The sequence below is a fragment of the Candidatus Obscuribacterales bacterium genome, assembly GCA_036703605.1.
GTDB lineage: Bacteria > Cyanobacteriota > Cyanobacteriia > RECH01 > RECH01 > RECH01.
Genome location: DATNRH010000272.1, coordinates 1 through 21,828 on the forward strand (window position 1 = coordinate 1; position 21,828 = coordinate 21,828).

The window sequence follows — 21,828 nt, forward strand, 5'->3', positions numbered from 1 at the left end:
TTTATTTGACAAATGAGTTTGGAATCGGCATAATCAAGATCGCCCTTAAGAAAGAGCGACCCATATAGGGGACTGTAGTTCAATTGGTTAGAGCACCGCCCTGTCACGGCGGAAGTTGCGGGTTCGAGCCCCGTCAGTCCCGTTAAACTGAAGAAGAAAACCAAGAGAGCTAGTTCTGGCTCTCTTCTTTATTGGTATACGAGAATTGGTCTATGAGATCATCAGGAATCTTGGGTGGGCTATAGCTCAGCCCTTACTCCTGCTGAACTCTTGGGGTAGCGATGGACGTAACCGACGGTGTCTCCGGAGAGTTAGACGCTGCGATCGCCCCCATATGGTATGAATTCAATGTTGTTCCACAAGTGGTTGGTGTATGACAGTTCGCGTTCGTATTGCCCCTAGTCCTACGGGAAATTTGCATATTGGTACGGCTCGCACGGCCGTTTTTAACTGGCTCTTTGCCCGCCACCACGGGGGGCAGTTCATCCTGCGTATTGAAGACACGGATCTAGAGCGATCGCGACCCGAATTTACCGAGAATATTCTGGAGGGTCTCGCCTGGCTAGGGATGACCTGGGATGAAGGGCCCTTTTACCAAAGCCAGCGGCTGGATCTCTACCGCCAAGCCATCCACAGCTTGTTAGACCAGGGATTGGCCTACCGCTGCTATTGCACCCCGGACGAACTCGATGAGATGCGGGCTAAGCAAAAGGCCCGAGGCGATGCCCCTCGCTACGATAACCGCCATCGCAACCTCACCCCTGACCAAGAAGCAGCCTTCCTCGCCGAGGGTCGTCAGCCGGTGATTCGTTTCAAAATCGACGACGATCGAGAGATTGCCTGGACAGACTTGGTGCGGGGCACGGTGTCTTGGAAAGGACGTGACCTCGGCGGCGATATGGTGATTGCCCGCGCGGCCTCCCAGGACGATATTGGTCAACCGCTGTACAACCTGGTGGTGGTGCTCGATGACATCGACATGGGCATCACCCACGTGATTCGCGGAGAAGATCACATTGGCAACACGCCCAAGCAAATTTTGCTCTACGAAGCCCTCGGCGCTACCGTGCCGGAGTTTGGTCATACACCGCTGATCTTGAACCAAGCAGGGGCAAAACTATCGAAGCGGGATGGCGTTACGTCTATCTCCGATTTTCAGTCCATGGGCTATACCGCCGAAGCCCTAGTGAACTACATGACTCTGCTCGGCTGGTCGCCGCCGGATGCCACCCAGGAACAGTTTCTCCTGGCAGAAGCCGCGCAGCAGTTTAGTTTTGACCGGGTCAACAAGGCCGGCGCAAAGTTTGACTGGGATAAGCTCAACTGGCTGAACAGTCAATATCTCCACGCCATGCCCAGTGAAGACTTGGTGCAGGGTCTGGTGCCCTACTGGCAACAGGCAGGCTACGCCGTCGATCTGGCAGGCGATCGCCCTTGGTTAGAGCAAGTCGCCACTCTGGTGGGGCAAAGCCTCGTCCGTTTCAGCGACGCCACCGACATGACCCGCTACCTGTTTGATGCTGAGCTACCCCACGACGAGGAAGCGATCGCCCAGCTCCAGCAAGCAGGTGTGGCCGATCTGCTAGCAGCGGTGCAAACCTTATTGGCAGAGCAAACCGACCCCCTCACCGAAGACAGCGCCAAAGATATCGTCAAGCAAGCCACCAAGGCCGCTGGGGTGAAAAAAGGATTGGTAATGCGATCGCTGCGGGCGGCCCTCACCTGCGCCATGCATGGCCCCGACCTGATCCAGTCTTGGGTGTTGCTCCATGCCAAAGGTGTCGATCAACCTCGGTTAACCGCAGCCCTAGCGATCGCCCAGGCTGGGTAGTCTGACGTCCACCTGCGGGTTGGCTAAGATAGCGGCATGGAACATTTCGGCAGGTCTGACCATCGTGGTCAAGGAGCCTCGTTCCAGCCCGTCGTCATTCTCCACCCGCCTATGCACCCCCGCCCTATCCTCACCCTCGGCGCGATCGCTGCCCTCATGCCTCTGTGGGTATCCTCAGGAGCGATCGCCCAGTCTCGCCCCAATCCTGTGGTCTACAGTTCCGGCGTCACCCTGTTTGAAGACATCACCCTCACCCCCAATTTCACCCCCAACCCCGCCACGGTTCGGGGGCTGAGCGGTGGTAGTCGGGCAGCAAGCGATATGGTTCAAAGTACCCAAAGCCCCACGGGTCTATGCAACGGCTTCATCAACGACCAGCCCGACCACACCATGGTGCTCACCCAGCCATTTCCCTACCTCAGCCTGCAAGTGCAGAGCCGGCAAGACACAACCCTGATCGTCCGCGATCAAGATGGCAATACCTGGTGCAACGATAATTACCAAACCTTCAGCCCCGCCATCATTGGCGAATGGGCGGCAGGCACCTATCGCATCTGGGTAGGCGGCATCTCACCCCGTCAGTCTGCTCCCTACGTGATTACCTTGAGCGAAACACCGGAGACCGCCGCCAATCCTGGAAACCCACCCACCATCCCGCAACTTCAGCGCTAATCAACTCATTCTTCTCGATGCTCACCTTCAAGTAGAGTGCTGCTGCAAACACTCAAAACTGGCTGCCCAACACCATCCCCGCCAGTAGCCAAAATCCTAGGCTCACATTCTGGCGAAACACCTTGCCATAGAGCGACGGATGGGGCTTCGTGCGGCGCAGCTCCCAGTAGTGCCAGGTCCACACTGGCAGGGACAAAGCCCAGGTGATCCAGAACAAAACGCCCAAAGACAGCATCCAGCCTGTGATCCCCAGCAGTACAGCCGCGCCAGCAAAACAGATGCCCACCGCTGCCGCTGCCCGCGATCCAAAAAACAGGGCACTCGATCGCACCCCAATCCGCCGGTCATCCTCCCGATCCGCCATGGCATAAACCGTATCAAAGCCCAGCGTCCACAGCACCGTAGCCCCCCACAGGGGCCACACCGCCGACTCCAGCCCCGCCGTCACCGCACTCCAGCTAATCAACACCGCAAAGCCCCAGGCAATGGACAACACCAATTGGGGAATGGGAAACACTCGCTTGGCAGAAGGGTAGAGCAAAATGACCGGCACCGCCGCCACACATAGCCAAAAGCTAAACGGATTCAGGTACAGCGATAGACCCCAAGCGCAGACAAGCGACACCAGCAAAACCCCGATGCCGGTTTGAATCGACAGGGCACGGGACGCTAGGGGGCGATCGCGCGTTCGGCTTACCTTCGGGTCAATATTGCGATCCCAGAGATCATTGACCACACAGCCCGCCGCGCTGGTGGCCAAGCTACCCAGAATAATCACCCCCACCAACGGCCAAGGTGGCAATTGCCCCGGAACTTGACGATGGGCTGCCAGCACCACCGCCCACAGAGCTGGAATCATCAAGATCAGGCGGCCGGTGGGTTTATCCCAGCGCAGCAGCCGGAGGATGGCTTTCCACCTGGGTTCGTTGGATGGCGATTGCTGGGTCAGCATAGGAGTTGATACAGAATTGATACAGGATTGATACAAAAAAAGCGGTGAACCATGGAACTCGACCTAGAGGTCAAGCTGGCCCTAGGTTCCAGGGAGCGATCGCCCCCTAGGCTATACATCTAGGCTCACTGTCTAGCATATCGTTGCGTTCAGATCCTGTCTTGCCACCCTAAAATATTGCTGCTTAGGATACGTTTTAGCTACTCCATCTATGTGAAATTATGGAAAAAACCAGCGATCGCCCCAAGCGAGTTGAGTAGAATGAGGAAGACTCCGGCTCAAGCAAGATGAGCGAGGGTCACAGTGCAGGGGAGCGCGATCGCCAGATAGTCTTACCATCTGGGCTTCGAGAACCGGGTTGAACTCTGTAGATGACAGACAGATCCCAACCCCAGGGTTCATCCATACCCATCTTCCTCCAGCATTAGCCACTCAGACAACGGCTGGAAAACCCCTCTCCATATCTAGCTTTGGTATCTAAGCTACCCTTGAAACACTACAGAGGTAGCTCGGATTGCACCGTTGCTTCCGACCAGAACGTTTTTTCCTTGTGTTCTCTACCGAACGTTTCATTCTCAGCGTCGTACCATCTGTCGGTCTTCCCTGATTCTCAACGCACAGCATTCCACCTGCTGACATCGACTGATCTTAGGTCTTGCAACCTTGCAGACATCAAGAATAAACCTGTCTTCATGTCTGCTGGCATCCGTGCTCATGCATCATCATGCTCCAGTTGTCTGAACCCATCATTCAGGATGACCAACGTTTCTACCTGTATTTGAACTATGGACGAAGCTAGGGGTCTTGCATCTTCGTGTTTTCAAACCCACCCTTATCACGAAAGCATTCCAGTGTTACCGCCAGTTGTTAACGAAGGGAAAATCTTCCCTTTTAAGTTTTGGTTTAACAGCACTGTTCAAGATGGCATGTACCATCAAAACGAGCTGTTCTATCGATTACATACCACGCCACTCCATCTGCGCGCCCAGCTCTACCACTATGCTTGTAGGTTAGGGCAGCGAGATAATGTCATGGTCACCGCATCTGATACCCATTGCAGTATTTGGGTGAGTTTGCGCAGCCCTAGCGTCACCGCGCTGACCCTGCGGCGGCAACCTTTACCAGCCTTCCTGCAGCCCGATAACCAGCTAGACAGTTCATCCGAACGCATGGTCTAGTTCCTCTGGTCTACTTCCTCCAGCGTTTCCTGCTTCAAGAAGAGTACCTAGGATGTATCTTGCAATTCTTAAGCGTCTGCTTTAGTGTCAATTATGTTCGAATCCTTAGGAAACATGACCCTCGTCATTAGGTGAGTAGTTTGCTCCTGCCTGGTATATGCTCTAGCCAACATCGTTGAGTCTGGTGTTTTGAGGTGTCATGATGGATTTTGACGTTACACAAAAAGATAGGAGCTTGGAGACTATGGTGGAAGAAACAGAACAAACGACCGTTGATGTTGATGTTGACATCAATGGTGAGCAGTCGGGTGATTTGGCTCAGCTTACTGCTTCGGCGTCTAATGAGTCTCAAGAACAGTGGCAAGACATCGTTGATAAGGTGTCGGCATTTCTCGCAGATTTGCCCGCCTATTTAAGTGAATTTTTTGGGGAATACAAGCGCCCCATTATTACCGTGGGTATCATCACTGGCTCGATCGTTTCGGTCAAGCTAGTCCTAGCTGTGCTAGGTGCCATTAACGATATTCCTTTACTCTCCCCACTTTTTGAGTTGGTCGGGTTGGGATATTCCGCTTGGTTCGTCTACCGTTATTTGCTACAAGCCTCCAGCCGCAAAGAATTGGCGGAGGATTTCACCAGCTTAAAAGAGCAGGTGCTAGGACAAACCTCAATGAAGTGAGGGTGTCGAGATTGAATCCATGAGTTGCCTGCGTCGAGGGAAACAACTTCAGACAGGTGGCTCATCGTTTAACCATAATCGTTCAACAATAGTTCAACCCTAAAAGAGGGGTGTTGCAATGTAAGCAACATCCCTCTTTCTATGAGCAGATATCCCATCAGCTAGCGTTGTAGGGCATCTGAGGATCCTCCGCTATCACCACCGATGGCTACGCCGCCGGGAAGAGAACTAGGACAGCCTTGGTGATGATTAAGAGCATGATCGGTAGCCGTTCTTCTAGGGTGGCGATCGCCCCTGGTTGAGCCGCTCTCATCAACCGCCGCTTTTCTTGGCGCGATAGCCCAGCTTACTCAAGGCTTGCAGCAGCGTATCCCCATGATCCCCCTGGATTTCCAAGGTATTGTCTTTCACCGTTCCTCCAGCACCACATTGAGACTTCAAGGTTTTGAGCAGGGTAGCGAGGGTGGCAGGGCTGGATTGAAAGCCGCTGACGATGGTAACCGTTTTGCCCTTACGGCCTTTGCGCGAGGCTTGGATACGCAGATCTTGTTGATGAGGGGGCAGATCGGGAACGGCGCGTTCCGTGGCGGCAGTGTATTGGCGATCGCCAAAATCGGAATAGACCAAGCGATCGCCCTTAGCGTTGATTGGAGTATTTTTTTGCTTGCCCATCGAAAACCTTGCCTATTGACGACGCCTGTCTCTATCTAGATTAGCGCGTTGCCTATTCGGTTCAACCTCTCTTGAGCTACCCAGACCCGTGAGTGTTGCCAATAGGTCTGTTTAGGGATTTGAATGGATTCCCTAGGTGATGACCGGTGGCGACGCCTAGCCCTACCTAGATTAGCGCGTCACCTAGCCCACCGTTTCAACCTCTCTTGAGCCGCCTAGACCCGTTAGTCTTGCCAATAGGACTGTTCAGGGATTTGGATTGATCCCCTAGGTTATTCAGGGGCGATCGCCGCTATGGTAGGTCTAAGGGGCAGCGATCGCCCCTTATGAAAGAGTCTTCCCGATGTTAGAAAAACTTATGTTTATAATCACCATCCCTAATGTGACAAACTTTGTCGCATCATAGACATAGGTAAAAACTCTTATTCAAACCCTTAACGACAAGCTAGGAGGTTACAGATGGTCGCTGTAGTAAACCCAGTTCAAAAACGATTGACCACCCAGATCACAGAGATTGCGCCCAATACCGTGACGATTCGCTCCTTAGACTGGGATCGCGATCGCTTTGATATTGAGTTTGGCTTACAAAACGGCACTACCTACAACTCATTCATCATCTACGGTGACAAGACCGCCTTGGTCGATACCTCCCACGAAAAATTTCGGGATCTCTACCTCGATGCCCTCAAGGGTGCAGTGGATCCGTCCACCCTTGACTACCTGATTATTAGCCACACCGAACCCGACCACAGCGGTCTAGTTCCCGATATCTTAGCCCTCGCCCCCGATATTACCGTGGTGGGTTCTAAGGTGGCACTACAGTTTTTAGAAGGGCTGACCCATAAGCCGTTTAAGCAACAGATTGTCAAAAACGGCGATACCCTAGACCTTGGCAAGGGGCATCGTCTGCAGTTCGTCATGGCTCCCAACCTGCACTGGCCAGACACCATCTTCACCTACGATGCTGGCACCGAAACGCTGTTTACCTGCGATGCCTTTGGGATGCATTTCTGCAGCGACGCCACCTACGATGAAAATCTAGCCACCATCGAAGCCGATTACCGGTTCTACTACGAATGCTTGATGGCCCCCAATGCTCGCTCGGTGCTGTCGGCCATGAAGCGCATGGCGGATCTGGGCGAGATTAAGCAAATTGCCACGGGGCACGGCCCGCTGCTCTACCACAACGTGCAGGAACTCACCCGTCGCTACAAGGAATGGAGCCAGGCTAAAACCAAGGCGGAGACCACCGCAGCGGTCTTCTACGTATCGGACTACGGCTATAGCGATCGCCTCTCCCAAGCGATCGCCCGTGGGATCACCAAAACCGGCGTAGCGGTGGACATGATGGATCTACGGGTAGCCGATCCCCAAGAAGTCAACGAGTTGGTCAGCATGGCATCTGCCCTGGTGATTGCGGCACCGCCTAGCTCTGGGCCGATCAGCACCGTAGCGCGGGCGGCCATCAGCACGATTTTGGCGGCGGTTCACGATAAGCAGGTGGTGGGTTTGTTTGAATCCTACGGGGGCGATGACGAACCGGTAGATCCGCTCCTCAGTCGCTTTAAGGAACTCAACCTTACCGAGGCCTTCCCCGCTATTCGGGTGAAAGACGTGCCCTCCGAGCAAACCTACCAGATCTGTGATGAAGCCGGCACTGACCTCGGGCAGCTCCTCAGCCGCGATCGCAAAATTAAGAAAGTGAAAGCGATCGACAACGAGCTAGAAAAAGCCCTCGGTCGCATCAGCACTGGGCTTTACATCATCACCGCCACCAAGGGTGAAGTCAACGGGGCCATGCTGGCCTCCTGGGTCTCCCAAGCCAGCTTCCAACCCCTAGGCTTTACGGTGGCCGTCGCCAAGGATCGGGCGATTGAATCTTTGATGCAGGTGGGCGATCGCTTTGTGCTCAACATCTTGGCAGAAGACAACTACCAAGCGCTCATGAAGCACTTCCTCAAGCGATTTCCCCCCGGTGCAGATCGCTTTGCTGGCGTCAAAACCCGCACGGCAGAAAACGGTTCGCCTATCCTTGCCGATTCCCTGGCCTACCTGGAATGTGAAGTATCCAGCCGCATGGAATGTAGCGACCACTGGATTGTCTACAGCACCGTTGACGCGGGCAAAGTAGCCACTCCCGATGCCCAAACCGCTGTTCACCATCGCAAGATCGGTAACTATTACTAAACACTGACCAGTCGGTGGAACTCCATCCGTGGGCATCCACCGACCAAGACCGACCAAGACCAAGTCAACGGTCTAGACCAATCACGGGAGCTAGCTTATGCCTGAAACGGTGTCTCAGTCTGCGATCGCCACCCATCCGCCTCGGGATGTCCAAGTGTTGGCGATCGCTGATCAAACCAAAGTGATGCGATCGCGCAGTTGGAGCCGTCTGCGCTTTGAAATTGAATATGCCCTAGAACGGGGCACCACGGCCAATTCCTACTTGATCACCGCCGACCAGAACGCCCTGATCGATCCGCCAGGAGAATCGTTTACCACCACCTTCCTCGATGCGCTGGAGCAACGATTTGATCTCCGCCAACTGGACTATGTCATCCTTGGGCACGTCAACCCCAACCGAGCCGCTACCCTCAAGGTGTTGCTAGAGCGCGCCCCCCAAATCACCCTCGTTTGTTCCAATCCGGCAGCCGTGGCGTTGAAAAATCTGCTCAGCGACGTCACCCCCAAGGTTCGGGTGATCAAGGGCAATGTCGATGAGGTGCTCGACTTAGGACAAGGGCATTGCCTACAGTTTGCGCCCATTCCCACACCGCGCTACCCCGATGGGCTATGCATTTACGACCCCCAAACCCAGATTCACTACACCGATAAATTCTTCGGGGCCCACATCTGCGGCGACCAAATTTTTGATGAAGGCTGGACGGCCTTTTTAGAGGATCGGCGCTACTACTTCGACTGCCTCATGGCTCCCCATGCCCGTCAGGTGGCCACCGCCCTCGATAAGATGGAAGCCCTCGCGCCGATGACCTTCTACGCACCGGCCCATGGGCCCTTGGTGCGTTATAGCGCGACGGAATTGCTGCAATCCTATCGCCAATGGCTCACCCAACAGCGCAGCCAAGACATGATGGTAGCGCTGCTCTATGCCTCCGCCTATGGCAACACAGCCACGGTCGCGCAAGCGATCGCTCGGGGGATGACCAAGGCGGGCGTAGCCGTGGAGTCGGTGAACTGCGAAAGCACCGAACCAGATGAAATCAAAGCCATCCTAGAAAAGTGCGATGGCTTTGTGATTGGTTCACCCACCCTCGGCGGCCATGCACCCACCCAGATCCAAACGGCCCTAGGAGTAGCTCTATCAACAGTGCCCAAGGATAAGCTCACCGGCGTTTTTGGCTCCTTTGGCTGGAGTGGAGAGGCGATTGATCTCCTAGAAAACAAACTGCGAGATGCGGGCTATAGCTTTGGATTTGACACCATGCGGGTGAAGTTCAAACCCACGGATGTGGTGCTCAAAACCTGCGAAGAAGCCGGTACGGACTTTGTCCAAGCGCTGAAAAAGGCTAAAAAGCGGCGATCGCCCAAGGCCTCTGCCCTGCAAAGCAGCTCCACCGTCACCCCCACAGAGCAAGCCATGGGACGGATGGTGGGCTCCCTCTGCGTTGTCACCACCCGCCAAGGCGACGTGTCCAGCGCCATGCTGGCCTCCTGGGTTTCCCAAGCCACCTTCAGCCCCCCAGGCTTTACCGTAGCCGTGGCCAAAGACAGAGCGATCGAGTCCTTGCTCTACCCCGATCGCCCCTTCGTGCTGAATATTTTGGCGGAAAATAACTACCTAGGGCTGATGAAGCATTTCCTCAAGCCCTTCTCGCCAGGAGAAGATCGGTTCAACTCCGTTGACATCACCGACTCAGACCACGGCTGCCCCATCTTAAAAGATGCCCTAGCCTACTTAGAATGCCGGGTTGCCAGCCGGATGGAATGCGGCGATCACTGGGTGGTCTACGCCGTTGTTGAGCAAGGGCAGGTGATGAATCCGGACGTGAAAACAGCTGTACACCATCGCAAATCGGGCAACCACTACTAGTCGCAACGAGTCGCAACGAGACAAGCCTATCGAGACAAGTATCCCTAAAGCACCCAGGAGAGGAAAAGACGACGGTCTATGCATCCTCTCCTGGGCTTTGGTTTAGGCTTTGGGCTTCATAAAGACAATGGCATGGCGGTAGATCACCGTTTGTTGGTTATAGTGGTCAACCAGACAAACACAGTGAGGGTCTTGCCAAAGAATTTTACCCACCAGTAGGTCATCCGTGACCATTTTCAGCTCAACTTCGCTGGAATCTTTAATAAGGGATTGAATTAGACGAATGCTGGGTAGGCCCGTATCCAGTTCGGTACTCATAGGTATAGAAAGAAAGTATCCATCATTAATGCAGCAGTCATGCTCGTCTACCCTAACACGGCCTTGGGAAGACAGCTTTAGGCACCCATGCTACTCCTACTAGTTCACCTAGTAGGAATACACACTGGTTCATCGGTTCAGGCTAACGGCATGACCCCGACGAAACACCCCTAGGGGCGATCGCAAGTATTTCCGTAGTTATAGTTTGCGATCGCTTCTCCACATTTTGACCAGACAAGCCGTAAAATTTAATGTTTAGGCTGTCGAGTTTGGCGGCGTTGTCTTCATTCATGTCCCCTCCGCATGTGAACTCTCGTTTCAGGTGGTCAAATGCGTTTCTATTGCCCTTCCTGTGCCTCTTTGGTAAGTAGGTAACCATGAATCAAACTCTAACCTAGCTACGTCCTGGCATAGGCTACAACTGGCTCAACGATTTAGCATACCTCCACCATCGATCGTGCTAGCCCGTTTATCTCCAGTCTCCATTGCGAGTAAGCAAGCCCTTGCTTCATACCTACGTGACAGAACCTCAAGGCTAAGCATTCTCCTGCTTTCAAGTTATATGGCTAGAGCTGGATGCAACGTTTTGTGGAAACCTGTCGAGAACCATAGAGGTTACGCCCTAATCCTACCCTACCTTCATCTATAAACCTCTAGGAACAACCTAGAGAAGTGTGCCTTGTCTATTTAATCTTTTTTACCTTACGTGTTCTATCCCATTGTTATGCCCACACTTCCTCCCTTCCGCAACACGCTTCTGTTCCAGCAAGCTATGACCCACCGCTCCTATGTCAACGAGCATCCATTGGCAGGCTCTCACAATGAACGCCTAGAATTTTTGGGGGATGCCGTCCTCAACTTCCTCAGCGGCGACTTTTTGTATAAGCGCTATCCCGAGAAACCCGAAGGCGATTTGACCGCCCTCCGATCAGCCCTCGTTGATGAAACTCAGCTTGCCCGGTTTGCCCTGGCCCTGGGGATGGATCAACCCGGCATGATGCGGCTGGGGCGTGGGGCAGAACGCGATGGGGGACGCAAAAATCCCAACCTACTCAGCAGCGCCTTTGAAGCCATGATTGGGGCCTATTTTCTAGACTGTGATTCCAATGTTGAGGCAGTACGAGCCTATCTTGAACCACTATTTGCCGCTGAAGTAGAAGACTTGGCGATCGCCGCTCCCATGGGCAACATGAAAAGCCGCTTCCAGGAATGGGCCTTGGCGGAGTATGGCAAAAATCCCAAATACACCATCGTGCATCAGTCTGGCCCCGACCACGCCCGCGAGTTCACCGCCGTAGTGCAGATCGGCAGTCGCACCTTTGGGGAAGGCAAAGGACGGCGCAAGCAAGATGCCGAGAAAGCAGCAGCGGCAGCGGCCCTGCAACAACTGGGTCTGCTGCAAAAGGCCAGGGAGTGAGATATCCCTTCAGTGAGGAATCTAAGGAATCTAGGCAGCACCACCCATCCTGGCAGCTATCAAGCCATGTAGATCTAACCCAGCATGGTCGAGCAGCAGGCTTGACGGGCCCAAGCCGATTGCACCAAGGACACCATGACGTCTCCATTGAGCGGCTTCACCAAAAATCCATCAAAGCCTGGATTTTCTTCCTGGGGCAGCCAGCTAGGTGCGTTGCAGTCGGTCAAAGCCACAATGGTGATGCTGCACTGTTGATTAATTCGCCGAAGATCGTTGACCAGATGCTCGGGCCAAGTCTGATGACTGCCCGCCAAAATGATCAAATAGGGTGGCATTTCTAGCGCAGTCGCGATCGCCTGTTCGATTGATCGGACAATCACAACTGGGCATCTTAATCGTTTGAGAATCGATCGTAACTGCTGGACATCCTCCCGTTGATGATCCAGCACCAAAACATAGCTTTGTGAGAATTTCATGATCAACCCAGAATTCCAGCCGGAACTATTATCGTGTCGTCTTAAAGCTGGTTTGGTGAGTACAAGTCCCAGAACAAGCGACTTTTTCGCTTCCTCAAAAGTAAGGCCTTTTTCCAGTTAAAAAGCTGAGACTTCACTCTTTCTTAGGTTTCATCAGCAAGGTGTTTCGCAATGTTTCTAGGAAGTGATCGCTTTGAGACAACCATGAAGCAGTTCAACGCATAAGTTGAAAAAAGTTCATTGAATGCTAAAGACTTTCGACATCTAAAATGTCTAAGTATTACGCGATCGCTCTCCTGGTTCCTAGTTGACGGACACAACTCAAATACCCTCACGTTCACAAACCCATCTTGTGCCCTAGATTGCTCCCGAATGGCCAGAAATTCGCCATCATAGAGACAGCGTGATTTAGTGGTGTGCGAGGCAGCAGCATGGCTCAGTTTCGGGTAACGGCTCCCTTTGAACCAACCGGTGATCAACCGAAAGCGATCGCTCAACTGGTGCAAGGGATTCAAGCAGGACATCGCTACCAAACCCTCCTAGGCGCAACGGGAACGGGTAAAACCCACACCATGGCCCGGGTGATTGAACAACTGGGGCGTCCTACCCTAGTGCTCGCCCACAATAAAACCCTCGCCGCCCAACTTTGCAACGAGCTGCGAGACTTTTTCCCGGACAATGCCGTGGAATATTTCATTAGCTACTACGACTATTACCAACCCGAAGCCTACATTCCCGTCACTGATACCTACATCGCCAAAACAGCCTCTATCAATGAAGAAATTGATATGCTGCGCCACTCCGCAACGCGATCGCTCTTTGAGCGGCGGGATGTGATCGTCGTAGCCTCCATTAGCTGCATCTACGGCTTGGGTATTCCGTCGGAATATTTGAACGCTGCCCTACCGTTTCGCGTGGGCATGGAGGTGAATCAACGGCAGATTCTGCGGGATCTGGCTTCGGTGCAGTATGAGCGCAATGATTTAGATGTGGGGCGCGGGCGGTTTCGGGTGAAGGGCGATGTGCTAGAAATTGGCCCCGCCTACGAAGATCGGTTGATTCGCATCGAGTTCTTTGGCGACGAGATTGACGCCATTCGCTACATCGATCCGCTTACAGGCGCAACCTTGCAGAGCTTAGAGTCTCTGAACGTCTACCCAGCTCGCCACTTTGTCACCCCCGACGATCGCCTAGATGAAGCCTGTGATGCCATTGAGCAAGAACTCAAGATGCGTCTGGCGGAGCTAGAGTCTGAGAATAAACTCCTAGAAGCCCAGCGCCTCGAACAGCGCACCCGCTATGACCTAGAAATGCTGCGAGAGGTAGGCTATTGCAACGGCGTGGAAAACTATGCGCGGCACCTAGCCGGCCGGGTGGCCGGATCACCGCCGGAATGTTTAATCGATTATTTTCCAGAAGACTGGCTGTTGGTGATTGATGAGTCCCACGTGTCTATTCCCCAGATCCGGGGCATGTATAACGGCGATCGCTCTCGGAAAATGACCCTAGTAGACCATGGCTTCCGGCTGCCCAGCGCGGCAGACAACCGTCCTCTGAAGGCTGAGGAATTCTGGGACAAGGCTAAGCAATGTGTGTTTGTCTCAGCAACACCGGGGGATTGGGAACTGGAGGTCTCCGAGGGGCAGGTAGTGGAGCAAATTATCCGCCCCACCGGCGTCCTGGATCCAGAAATTTTTGTGCGCCCCACCGAAGGACAGGTCGATGACCTTCTGGGAGAAATTCGGCTGCGGGTGGAGCGACAGGAACGCACGCTGATCACCACGTTGACCAAGCGCATGGCAGAAGACCTGACAGACTACTTTCAAGAGCGCGCCGTGCGGGTACGATACCTCCATTCAGAAATTAATTCTATTGAGCGCATTGAAATTCTTCAAGATTTACGCAACGGTCAGTTTGATGTATTAATTGGCGTCAACTTACTGCGGGAAGGGCTGGATTTACCAGAAGTATCCCTAGTTGCCATTCTCGATGCAGATAAGGAAGGTTTCCTCAGGGCAGCGCGATCGCTCATCCAAACCATCGGTCGGGCAGCACGACATATTGACGGCAAAGCTATTCTCTACGCCGATAACTTAACCGACAGTATGGCCTATGCCATCAGCGAAACAGAACGCCGCCGCGCCATCCAACAGGCCTACAATGAGAAACATGGAATTACGCCAAAACCGATTATCAAAAAGCAAGGCAACTCCATCTTGTCGTTCCTAGAAGTATCTCGACGCGTCAATGCCCAAGACTTGGAGGAACTCTATGAGCAGGCTTATGACTTACCTCTCGAAGATATCCCCAGTCTGATCGTCAAGCTAGAAACGCAGATGAAAGAAGCGGCTAAGAATTTAGAATTTGAAGAAGCAGCAAAATTCCGCGATCGCATCCGTCAACTGCGAGATAAGTTGGTGGGGCGGCGATCGCCCTCCCAAGACTAGTGCCCTCAGCCAGGAGACATCTCCCCCAGTCGATAGCCCTTACCATAAACCGTATGGATGAGCGGTGGTTCGCCATCATGCTCTATCTTGCGTCGCAGCAGGCGAATTTGGGCTGCCAGGGCATTACTGCTCGGACGTTCATCGGCAGACCACAGGTGTTGCTGAATCTGTTCATGGGTCAACACATCATTAGCATGGCGCATGAGGTAGGCGAGAAGCTGGCTTTCTTTTTCAGATAAATCAATGGAGCGATCGCCTCGATGGGCGACCTGATTGGCTAGATTCAGCACCAGATCATCCACTTGCAGCCGAGATGTAGGACTTGGCTCAAGGGTGGGCAGGCGACGCAGCAAGGCTCGCACCCGCGCCAACAGCTCCCGCAGCTCAAAAGGCTTTACCAGATAGTCATCCGCCCCAGCATCCAACCCCTCCACCCGATCATCCAAGGTATCTTTCGCCGTCAGAAACAGCACCGGCGTCGTATCACCCTGAGCCCGCAACTGCTGGCAAAGCTCCAAACCACTCAGAGCCGGTAACATCCAGTCAAGAATCAGCACATCATAGCCACCGGATTGGGCAAGCTGACTCCCCTCCAAACCATCGTGGGTGATATCCACCTGGTAGCCCTCCCGCGTCAGCACGCGACTGAGAGGGCCCGTCAAAGCCGGTTCGTCATCGACTAACAAAATTCGCATCGTCCCACCTCACAGCAAGCTCAGGCATTATCGTCAGCATTGGGTTCTTTCAGTGTACGCTACCCATTCACGGTCGTACTTTTGTGGATTAACGTGAGTTCGGGATAGAAAGGGGTGGAACAGATACAGTTGAAAGTACCTAATTCTCAACGCACTTAACCACCCCATGCTCAGTTTAGAAGCCTTGTTTTGCCATGTCGATGACTTCTGTCAACGGTTTACCCCCCAGTGGAAGCAGATCTTGTTAGGGAGCGGCGTGCAACAGCGCCAACGGTCTCGTCGTCTCTGTTTGAGCGAAATCATGACGATTTTGATTGCGTTCCATCAGTCGGCACACCGCAATTTCAAGTGGTTCTACACCCAACGGGTCTGCTGTGATTGGCGCGATGCCTTTCCAGGTTTAGTCAGCTACAACCGTTTTGTGGAGTGGATTCCGTCAACGCTCATGCCCTTATGTGCCTACTTACGTCATTGCTTTGGATCCTGCACCGGCATCAGTTTCATCGACTCAACCAGTCTCAAGGTATGTCACAATCGCCGCATTAGTGCCCACAAAGTCTTCAAGCCCTTAGCAGCACGTGGAAAGCGTCCGTGGATTGGTTCTTTGGCTTTAAGCTCCATCTGGTAGTCAATGAGCAGGGAGACTTGCTCAACGTTGTCCTCACCCCTGGCAACACCGACGACCGCAAGCCCGTGCCTAAACTCCTCCAACGCCTCTTCGGCAAAGTGTTTGGTGACCGGGGATACGTGTCGCAACCCTTGGCTCAGCAGTTACGGCAGCACTACGGGATTCAACTGTTCACCAAGCTCAAACGGAACATGAAGAATCGCCTGATGGTGCTAAGCGATAAGCTACTTTTACGCCGACGAGCCATTATTGAGTCCATCATTGATCAATTGAAGAACATTTCTCAGATCGAACATTCTCGTCATCGCTCCCCGGTCAACGGCTTTGTCAATGTGATCTGTGGACTGATTGCCTATTGCCACCAGCCCAAAAAGCCATCTCTATTGATTGACAAGGCTTTACCTGCGGATGCTTAACCCGAACTCACGTTGGATTAGTCTCAATCCTTTGATTCAAAAAGCTCAACCCTGATTTTCAGCGTTGAATGAAATCGCTAAGCAGAAATCCTTATTTTTGTAGGATGCATTAGCGATAGCGTAATGCATCTAAGCATTTCAAGGCAATGCGTTACGGCTTCGCCTAACAGCACGCTACGATATGGCTTATTTAGCCTATCTGTAGATCGTGTTCTATAGTTGTGACGTCATCAACCTTGTGTTATTCACGACACAAGCACCACTAGCAGAAACAGAGAAGGGTGAGGACAATCCCCACCCTCAGATGTTCAAGGTTGGCGCTTAACCGTTCAATCTACGCACCACCCCGTAGCTTATCAAGCACCGAGCGATCTTCTAGAGTTGATGTATCTCCAGACACTTCTTGACCAGAAGCAATCGATCGCAATAGACGACGCATAATCTTACCCGATCGCGTCTTAGGTAAGGCATCACTGAAGCGAATATCGCCCGGACGAGCGATCGCCCCAATTTCTTGCCCAACGTGTTTTTTCAGAGCCTTGGCTAATTCCTCCGTGGGTTCTTGGTCGCTCTCCAGGGTGACGAAGGCAACAATTTCATTCCCCTTCACCTCATCAGGACGGCCCACGACGGCAGCTTCCGCCACTGCTGGGTGGGACACTAAGGCAGATTCAATCTCCATGGTGCCTAAACGATGACCTGCGACGTTGATCACGTCATCCACACGGCCCATCACCCAGAAGTAGCCATCTTCATCCCGCCGGGCCCCATCCCCGGCAAAGTAGAGATACCGACCATCTTTGGGGGGAATATGCTCCCAATAGGTACGCCGGAAGCGATCGGGGTCGCCGTAGACCGTACGCATCATCCCTGGCCAAGGATGGCGAACCACTAGATAGCCGCCCTCGTTATCCGGCACCGAGTTGCCATCGAGGTCAACCACATCTGCCAAAATGCCCGGTAACGGTCGTGTAGCGGAGCCGGGCTTGGTGGGCGTTGCTCCCGGCAGCGGCGTAATCATCACACCACCGGTCTCCGTTTGCCACCAGGTATCCACAATGGGACAGCGTTCCTTGCCAATCACCGTGTGATACCACATCCAGGCTTCTGGGTTAATGGGTTCGCCCACAGTACCCAGAAGGCGCAGGGAGGACAGGTCACGAGCTTGGGGCAAGTCCGACCCCATTTTGATAAAGGCCCGAATTGCAGTGGGAGCGGTGTAGAAAATGGTGACGCCATATTTTTCCACCACATCCCAGAAACAACCCGGATTAGAAGGACGGGGTGCGCCTTCATACATCACGCTGGTAGCCCCATTCGAGAGCGGGCCGTAGACGATATAGCTATGTCCGGTAATCCAACCCACGTCTGCTGTACACCAGTAGACATCGGTATCCTGGAGATCGAAGATCCACTTCGTGGTCATATGGGCGTAGAGGTTATAGCCCGCTGTGGTGTGTACGACGCCCTTGGGTTTGCCGGTGCTGCCGGAGGTGTAGAGCACGAACAGTACGTCTTCACTGTCCATGGGTTCGGCCGGGCAATCTGCCGACACGGTGGGCTGAAGCTCGTGCCACCAATGGTCGCGCCCTGGCTGCATGTCAATGTCTTGCCCTGTGCGCCGCACCACTAGCACGTTCTCCACCGTCGGCACCGCACCGTCGGCGATCGCTCGATCCACCTGGGTTTTGAGGGGAACAATAGCATCTTTCCGCCATCCGCCATCCGCCGTCACCACTAGCTTAGCCTTCCCATCCGCTAAGCGATCGCGTACGGCCTCCGCACTGAAGCCACCGAAGACCACACTGTGGGGCGCGCCGATTCGAGCACAGGCCAACATGGCGATCGCCGCTTCCGGGATCATCGGCATATAAATGCCCACCACATCCCCCTTGCCCACGCCCAACTGTTTGAGCACATTGGCACATTGGCACACTTCTCGATGGAGCTGGGCATAGGTGAGAGTGCGGGAGTCACCGGGTTCACCCTCCCAAATTAGCGCCGCTTTATTCCGCCGCCAGGTGGTGAGATGGCGATCCAAACAGTTGTAGGATACATTAGTCTGCCCTCCCACAAACCATTGGGCAAAGGGAGGTTGCCAATCTAATACGGTGTGCCAAGGCTGAAACCAATGCAGCTCTTGCTCAGCCAACTCTGCCCAAAACGTTTGCGGATCTGCCTGAGCGCGATCGTAGAGCTGCTGATACTCATCGAGGCTCTTCACCTGCGCCTGGGACGAAAACTCAGCCGAGGGATAGAAAACCCGCTTCTCCTGTAAACCCGACTCAATTGTAGATTCTGACATAGCTTAAGGTTCCCAATGCGTAAGGTATGTTGTGCTCCGCACCATGGAGGCGTAGGCTACAGCACAACCCGTCTCATTAAAAACCATACGGTGTTTTTAGGGCCGGTAGATCGCGATCGCCCTTTTTCTTAACCGTTTGGCACAGTTAGACACAGTTGAGGACGGGCTCAGAGGTGAATCCTAGGAACCAACCCTTGTCCCAAACCCATCAGCCACACATCGCCTATGCAAACTGCGCGCCATCAAGTTGGATACTTGAGACGCGCAGTGATGGTTTCAGCCTAGGACACATACTGGCCCTCCCCAATGATGGCGATCGCTCACGCTGGGCCCAGCAGGGTGCTGGGGCACAGATGACATCGAAGTCCTAGGAGGCGCTAATGGGGGTGAATGGCAAAGAGGAGAGGCTGGGTTAAACCAGCTGCATTAATCGTCAGCGTGTAGGTTTGCCCCGGTGTAATATCAAACAACTCCACGCCCAGACGGCCTTCGCTAGACCGTTGAGCCGTCGCTTGGGCATCACCACCCTGCAACGTCAGGCTACCCTGACAAGGCAATTGCCCTTGGATACGGATCTGTCCCATATCCGCCTGATAGATCGTCGTCAGGGTTAGCACACCCATGGGAGTCAGCCACTGACGGGTAGCGGTGGGCTGGCTAGCCGACACATCTAAGGTCAACAGGTTCAAAATTTCCCGCGCCGCCAGCAGGGACAGGGCCATCTGCTGAGGCTGGGTAGCCGCATCATAGCTTTTAGGCAATCCAGTTTGATTAGCCAAGGTCATCGACTCAGACCGGGTAGGAGGCGCTAACACCAGCCCAGCCAGTTGGTTGAGGGTTCGGGCTTCGCCAGGAAACAGCATTTCCACAGCCTGCACCAGCTTGGCACCTTCCCGCAGCGAGAGTTGAACTACCGCTTGGCATTGGCTGAGCAGGGTGGCCAACACCCCCTCGGGCATGGCTACGGGAATATTGAGACGGTCTTTGAGCTGAGCCTCCCAAAACCCGGTGGGAACTAGGGCTGGAGTAGCTAAGTCTACAGGTTCAGCGGCATAATCACAGAGTTCGGACTCCCAGGGGAACAGGGGGGGGTTCTGTTCAATTTCTGACTGGAGCCGACGCTTTAACAGAGCATGGAAACGGTCTTGCACGACAGGTATATCTCCCAGTTCAAAGGATGTTTGCTCAAACAAACGGCGGCTCGATTCACTAAGGATCTCTAGCGTGGGGTCTATATCCTCAGAATCGAGGGGGTCTAAATGATTTGAAGACTGTGCATCCAAACTCCCAGATGGGTCAGAGCCAACCCCATGGCTCACATTCATCTCAGACGGGTTCATTGCGCTTAGGCTTGGTTCTTGCAACAGCCATGCAAGTAGATGTTTTATCGCTTCTGGGTCTTTATTCATGGGTTGATCCCGTTGCTCCGGATACTGCATCAGCGATCGCACGAGTAATTTTCAGGCATGGGATACAGCGATCGCCCAACGCCTTACAGCAGAACAGCTCCGTACCACCCCAAGGGCTAGCTGTTGCGAATTTCCCAGGCCAGTTCTAGCAGTTTTGACCATTGTTTGTGAAGTTGCGTGAGGGTACAGCCGAGGATCTGAGCGATCGCCCCATCCTCCACCTTGTCTTGCTTCAACTGCAAGAGTTCTGCCTGCTTCGGCGTAAGTTGTTCCTGCAGGCGAGCCCACTGCTGAGGCGTCAGACCAAAGTTGCGCTCTAAATCCGCCTCCAGCCACTGATGCACCAGTTCCCAATGATGGGATAGGGCAAAGCGAATTAAATGATATTTAAACCGCTGTTGTAAATAGTCGCGCTGGCGTGGCGTTAGTCCTAAGATAGCCTCAATCTCGCTGGCTGGCAGATCTTTCAACCGCAGAGAAAAATAGTTGGCACAGTCTTCCTGCTGCCGTTCTTCTAGATAGGCCATTAGTTCTTGAATGACCGTGCGCCGCAGAGAACTTTCATCGGTATCGGGCTCCCGCGCCACCATTTGTTCACGCACCTGCTGCAGGGGTGCCGTACTCCAACTGCGATCGCCCTCAGGACTACTACCCTCCGCCGCCTGCTCCATATCCACCATGGTTTCAGGAGGCTGCTGCTGGGAAAACGTCTGGGCCCGCAGAATAATCAACTGCTGACTGCGTCGCCCCGGCAGCGGAATTCGCCGTTTTCCATAGCGTTCGGTAAACGCCATATATTCCGAAAGCTCCAGCAAGCTACGCGGTCGATAATCGCTGGGCACCTGATTTTCCCGACGAAAGGCATTGAGCGATTCGATGTAAAACCCCTGCAGGAAATCTTCAATCAGCGTGAGCCGAGCCTGATAGCTAGACTGCACCTGGGGCGGCGTAATGTAGCGATAGATCACAGCGCTAAGGGTGCTGTGTAGCTCAACCCGTCCTCGCCTCGACCCCAAGCGATAGTATTTGAGGCATTGATTCAGCCGGTGCCGAGACAGCGTCACCATCCAGGTTTCAACTTCCCCCGAACGCTGAATGCGCTGACTCTCGGTGCAAATGCGATTCACTTCATGAGCTAAACGAAGTGACACCTCTCGACAGTTCTGAGCAGAGGCTTGGGTAGCATCCCGGAATTCTTGAAATAGCAGTTCAGAAATCGACCCCACGCTTTAGATGGTCTCCCCTGATTAGTGACCGTTTACTGTATACCCACTCCAAACCCGCTCCAAGCATAACCGAGCTAATCCAGCCTAGCAGTCCCCTAGATGCCCCACCTAGGGGTGATCAGGCGACAGGCCGTATAGCTGAATCAGACATGAGCTGGAGTGAGTCATTCATCGACAGAGATCTAGACCAGCGTTGCTGATGATTGAATCTAGCCTGGCTCTCACCAATCTGCTATCCTTCCATAGCTGAACTACATCTGCCCGCAATCCATCCCATCGTGCTGCGATGGATTGATGCTGCAATGTATCCCTGCAATGTATCCATGATCCAGTCTGCCCAGATCGGCATTTATGATGCCCATCCAGCATAAAACACTATTCTACGAAACGCCCGTATGGGTGATATGGAGTGTGATAAAACCCATAGCGATCGCCTCCCTAACCTTGGACAAC

The 21,828-nt window shown here is 53.6% G+C and carries 16 protein-coding genes, 1 tRNA gene and 1 pseudogene; 10 read left to right on the forward strand and 8 right to left on the reverse strand.

The features are described 5' to 3' along the window. The first annotated feature begins 68 nt into the window (after positions 1–68). From V6D20_05660 to V6D20_05670, 3 genes are all read left to right on the forward strand, one after another. A tRNA-Asp gene (locus tag V6D20_05660) sits at positions 69–142 on the forward strand. A gap of 231 nt (positions 143–373) precedes the next feature. Then, positions 374–1,831 (forward strand): glutamate--tRNA ligase, encoded by a 1,458-nt coding sequence (gene gltX, locus V6D20_05665; protein ID HEY9815273.1) that lies wholly within the window; start codon positions 374–376, stop codon positions 1,829–1,831. Positions 1,832–1,867: 36 nt separating this feature from the next. After that, positions 1,868–2,503, forward strand: coding sequence for a hypothetical protein (locus V6D20_05670; GenBank protein HEY9815274.1), 636 nt, complete (start codon positions 1,868–1,870; stop codon positions 2,501–2,503). Between the two features lie 52 nt (positions 2,504–2,555). Here the strand turns inward: V6D20_05670 and V6D20_05675 are convergent, their stop codons facing one another. Continuing rightward, positions 2,556–3,455 (reverse strand): 4-hydroxybenzoate solanesyltransferase, encoded by a 900-nt coding sequence (locus V6D20_05675; protein ID HEY9815275.1) that lies wholly within the window; start codon positions 3,453–3,455, stop codon positions 2,556–2,558. A 926-nt stretch (positions 3,456–4,381) separates the two neighbouring features. Between V6D20_05675 and V6D20_05680 the strand changes: the two genes are divergently transcribed. Continuing rightward, a complete protein-coding gene (locus V6D20_05680) occupies positions 4,382–4,633 on the forward strand; it encodes a hypothetical protein (GenBank protein HEY9815276.1) in 252 nt (83 codons plus the stop codon). 199 nt (positions 4,634–4,832) lie between these two features. Further along, on the forward strand, positions 4,833–5,312 hold the full coding sequence (locus V6D20_05685) for a CAAD domain-containing protein (GenBank protein ID HEY9815277.1): 480 nt from the start codon (positions 4,833–4,835) through the stop codon (positions 5,310–5,312). 312 nt (positions 5,313–5,624) lie between these two features. On the opposite strand, the gene V6D20_05690 is transcribed toward V6D20_05685, so the two are convergent. Further along, positions 5,625–5,984 (reverse strand): translation initiation factor, encoded by a 360-nt coding sequence (locus V6D20_05690; protein ID HEY9815278.1) that lies wholly within the window; start codon positions 5,982–5,984, stop codon positions 5,625–5,627. A 459-nt stretch (positions 5,985–6,443) separates the two neighbouring features. Between V6D20_05690 and V6D20_05695 the strand changes: the two genes are divergently transcribed. Both V6D20_05695 and V6D20_05700 read left to right on the forward strand, forming a co-directional pair. Beyond that, the gene (locus V6D20_05695) at positions 6,444–8,171 is read left to right on the forward strand and encodes a diflavin flavoprotein (GenBank protein HEY9815279.1); all 1,728 of its coding nucleotides are present in this window, start codon (positions 6,444–6,446) and stop codon (positions 8,169–8,171) included. A 97-nt stretch (positions 8,172–8,268) separates the two neighbouring features. Beyond that, the gene (locus V6D20_05700; protein ID HEY9815280.1) at positions 8,269–10,038 is read left to right on the forward strand and encodes a diflavin flavoprotein; all 1,770 of its coding nucleotides are present in this window, start codon (positions 8,269–8,271) and stop codon (positions 10,036–10,038) included. A gap of 102 nt (positions 10,039–10,140) precedes the next feature. Here V6D20_05700 and V6D20_05705 read toward each other — a convergent pair whose 3' ends face one another. After that, positions 10,141–10,356, reverse strand: a complete 216-nt coding sequence (locus V6D20_05705; protein HEY9815281.1) for an RNA chaperone Hfq — start codon at positions 10,354–10,356, stop codon at positions 10,141–10,143. Between the two features lie 724 nt (positions 10,357–11,080). On the opposite strand from V6D20_05705, the gene rnc reads away from it, so the two are divergent. Next, positions 11,081–11,773, forward strand: a complete 693-nt coding sequence (gene rnc, locus V6D20_05710) for a ribonuclease III (protein HEY9815282.1) — start codon at positions 11,081–11,083, stop codon at positions 11,771–11,773. A 74-nt stretch (positions 11,774–11,847) separates the two neighbouring features. Here the strand turns inward: rnc and V6D20_05715 are convergent, their stop codons facing one another. Next, positions 11,848–12,249: a response regulator gene (locus V6D20_05715; protein ID HEY9815283.1), complete on the reverse strand. Its 402-nt coding sequence runs from the start codon at positions 12,247–12,249 to the stop codon at positions 11,848–11,850. Between the two features lie 431 nt (positions 12,250–12,680). On the opposite strand from V6D20_05715, the gene uvrB reads away from it, so the two are divergent. After that, positions 12,681–14,696: an excinuclease ABC subunit UvrB gene (uvrB, locus tag V6D20_05720; protein HEY9815284.1), complete on the forward strand. Its 2,016-nt coding sequence runs from the start codon at positions 12,681–12,683 to the stop codon at positions 14,694–14,696. A 5-nt stretch (positions 14,697–14,701) separates the two neighbouring features. Here the strand turns inward: uvrB and rppA are convergent, their stop codons facing one another. Then, on the reverse strand, positions 14,702–15,391 hold the full coding sequence (gene rppA / locus V6D20_05725) for a two-component system response regulator RppA (protein HEY9815285.1): 690 nt from the start codon (positions 15,389–15,391) through the stop codon (positions 14,702–14,704). A gap of 445 nt (positions 15,392–15,836) precedes the next feature. Between rppA and V6D20_05730 the strand changes: the two are divergent. Then, positions 15,837–16,435: pseudogene (locus tag V6D20_05730) on the forward strand (IS982 family transposase). A 334-nt stretch (positions 16,436–16,769) separates the two neighbouring features. Here the strand turns inward: V6D20_05730 and acs are convergent. From acs to hetZ, 3 genes are all read right to left on the reverse strand, one after another. Next, positions 16,770–18,740: an acetate--CoA ligase gene (gene acs, locus V6D20_05735; protein ID HEY9815286.1), complete on the reverse strand. Its 1,971-nt coding sequence runs from the start codon at positions 18,738–18,740 to the stop codon at positions 16,770–16,772. Between the two features lie 377 nt (positions 18,741–19,117). Next, positions 19,118–20,080, reverse strand: a complete 963-nt coding sequence (locus V6D20_05740; GenBank protein HEY9815287.1) for a hypothetical protein — start codon at positions 20,078–20,080, stop codon at positions 19,118–19,120. Positions 20,081–20,265: 185 nt separating this feature from the next. Continuing rightward, on the reverse strand, positions 20,266–21,375 hold the full coding sequence (hetZ, locus tag V6D20_05745) for a heterocyst differentiation protein HetZ (protein ID HEY9815288.1): 1,110 nt from the start codon (positions 21,373–21,375) through the stop codon (positions 20,266–20,268). Positions 21,376–21,828 lie beyond the last annotated feature (453 nt).

What these genes read in the sequence shown, in the direction of transcription:
- gltX (HEY9815273.1), top strand. Translation starts at nt 374, where the DNA reads ATGACAGTTCGCGTTCGTATTGCCCCTAGTCCTACGGGAAATTTGCAT.
- V6D20_05670 (HEY9815274.1), top strand. Translation starts at nt 1,868, where the DNA reads ATGGAACATTTCGGCAGGTCTGACCATCGTGGTCAAGGAGCCTCGTTC.
- V6D20_05675 (HEY9815275.1), bottom strand. Translation starts at nt 3,455, where the DNA reads ATGCTGACCCAGCAATCGCCATCCAACGAACCCAGGTGGAAAGCCATC.
- V6D20_05680 (HEY9815276.1), top strand. Translation starts at nt 4,382, where the DNA reads ATGTACCATCAAAACGAGCTGTTCTATCGATTACATACCACGCCACTC.
- V6D20_05685 (HEY9815277.1), top strand. Translation starts at nt 4,833, where the DNA reads ATGATGGATTTTGACGTTACACAAAAAGATAGGAGCTTGGAGACTATG.
- V6D20_05690 (HEY9815278.1), bottom strand. Translation starts at nt 5,984, where the DNA reads ATGGGCAAGCAAAAAAATACTCCAATCAACGCTAAGGGCGATCGCTTG.
- V6D20_05695 (HEY9815279.1), top strand. Translation starts at nt 6,444, where the DNA reads ATGGTCGCTGTAGTAAACCCAGTTCAAAAACGATTGACCACCCAGATC.
- V6D20_05700 (HEY9815280.1), top strand. Translation starts at nt 8,269, where the DNA reads ATGCCTGAAACGGTGTCTCAGTCTGCGATCGCCACCCATCCGCCTCGG.
- V6D20_05705 (HEY9815281.1), bottom strand. Translation starts at nt 10,356, where the DNA reads ATGAGTACCGAACTGGATACGGGCCTACCCAGCATTCGTCTAATTCAA.
- rnc (HEY9815282.1), top strand. Translation starts at nt 11,081, where the DNA reads ATGCCCACACTTCCTCCCTTCCGCAACACGCTTCTGTTCCAGCAAGCT.
- V6D20_05715 (HEY9815283.1), bottom strand. Translation starts at nt 12,249, where the DNA reads ATGAAATTCTCACAAAGCTATGTTTTGGTGCTGGATCATCAACGGGAG.
- uvrB (HEY9815284.1), top strand. Translation starts at nt 12,681, where the DNA reads ATGGCTCAGTTTCGGGTAACGGCTCCCTTTGAACCAACCGGTGATCAA.
- rppA (HEY9815285.1), bottom strand. Translation starts at nt 15,391, where the DNA reads ATGCGAATTTTGTTAGTCGATGACGAACCGGCTTTGACGGGCCCTCTC.
- acs (HEY9815286.1), bottom strand. Translation starts at nt 18,740, where the DNA reads ATGTCAGAATCTACAATTGAGTCGGGTTTACAGGAGAAGCGGGTTTTC.
- V6D20_05740 (HEY9815287.1), bottom strand. Translation starts at nt 20,080, where the DNA reads ATGAACCCGTCTGAGATGAATGTGAGCCATGGGGTTGGCTCTGACCCA.